We start from the raw sequence: 1,327 nt of genomic DNA, 5'->3' as shown, positions 1-1,327 counted from the left end.
TTCTGCAGCTGCTGCTGCAGCTTCCTATGACAGCTTTGATGATCGCTACCTGGGATCCAAAGCATCTGATCCAACTCTAGACAATGATGGCAACCCTCTCATGGAGGGTGCTCTCTATTGGAACAGCACAGTCAAGAAGCTCCTAGCCTGGGACAACACCAACTCAATCTGGAAGCCAGCAGGCGGCGGGCCTTCCCTAGGAGTGGACTCAGTCATCAGGACTAACGCACGAGTCATCTCAGAGAACATCACCTTTCCTACCAATACCAACGGTATGAGCGTAGGCCCAATAGAAGTAACTACTGGGTACACGGTTGATGTGAGTGCAGCTAATACGATGTGGGTGATCGTATGACCATCAAGACAGACGAGCTTCACTCGGCAGCAGTAGGTATACCACCAGTCGTCAAGGACTCAGGTGGCACAGAGGTAGGCCAGTTCTGCAGGGCTTGGGTGAACTTCAATGGCACCGGGACGGTGGCGATTCGTGACAGCTTCAATATCAGCAGTCTCACCGATAACGGTACTGGTGACTACACCCTCAACTTCAGTAATGCGATGGCAAACGCTAATTACGCGGCTGTCGCTATGCACATCGCAGTAAGTCGTGGCAGCACTGGGGTTCTTGAGGGGGCCAGAAGCGTTTCCAGCATAACGCTGCAGACTTATAACGAGTTAACGGCGGACACAAGCACCGCTGTTGATCCACTAACAGTATCTATGTCGATCTTCGGAGACTGATCCATGACCATCAAGACAGATCAACTCCAGGGCGACACGGTTGGACCCACCCCCGTGGACAACGTGCTTCAGGGGGCGGCGAAGGCGTGGGTGGCTTTCGTTGGGACTGGCACGGTTGCGATATTGGACAGCTTCAATGTTTCGAGCATCACTGATACTGCTGTGGGTCAGTATGAGGTCAATTTTGCCACCCCAAGGTCCGCTGTAAATTACGCGACCCACACCACAGCAGATAACGTGTTCTGTTGGGCTGGATCACCAACGGTGAATAAGGTGAACGTGGCTGTCAGACAATCGAACGACACTTTCATTGACACAGGCTACGTCTGCGTCACGATTCACGGAGACTAACCCATGAGCGGAATAATCAAAGCAGGTCAGCTTCAGGGTGCCTCCGGTGCGCCGTTTGAGATCGACAAGACGCAGCAGGGTATCGCAAAGGCATGGGTGAACTTTAATGGGACGGGTGTTGTTGCGATTCGGGATAGCTTCAATGTCAGCAGCATTACGGACGTTGCCACCGGGACATATGAAGTGAACTACGCAACGGCGCGGCCCTCTGCCAATAATGCGGTGGCCGCAACAT

The 1,327-nt window shown here is 53.1% G+C and carries 4 protein-coding genes; all 4 read left to right on the top strand.

Translation table 11 applies throughout. From position 1 onward, the window contains the following. Positions 1 to 355, top strand: a 355-nt coding sequence (locus V6D20_18790; protein ID HEY9817827.1) for a hypothetical protein, incomplete at its 5' end; no start/stop codon positions are given. After that, positions 352 to 741: a hypothetical protein gene (locus V6D20_18785; protein ID HEY9817826.1), complete on the top strand. Its 390-nt coding sequence runs from the start codon at positions 352 to 354 to the stop codon at positions 739 to 741. The genes V6D20_18790 and V6D20_18785, both read left to right, overlap by 4 nt. Before the next feature lie 3 nt (positions 742 to 744). Beyond that, positions 745 to 1,092: a hypothetical protein gene (locus V6D20_18780; protein HEY9817825.1), complete on the top strand. Its 348-nt coding sequence runs from the start codon at positions 745 to 747 to the stop codon at positions 1,090 to 1,092. 3 nt (positions 1,093 to 1,095) lie between these two features. Further along, positions 1,096 to 1,327, top strand: a 232-nt coding sequence (locus V6D20_18775; GenBank protein ID HEY9817824.1) for a hypothetical protein, incomplete at its 3' end; no start/stop codon positions are given.

This window comes from Candidatus Obscuribacterales bacterium, assembly GCA_036703605.1.
In the GTDB taxonomy this organism is placed as follows: Bacteria; Cyanobacteriota; Cyanobacteriia; order RECH01; family RECH01; genus RECH01.
The sequence above is the reverse complement of the archived record's forward strand: the minus strand, read 5'-3'. Positions and strand labels throughout refer to the sequence as shown.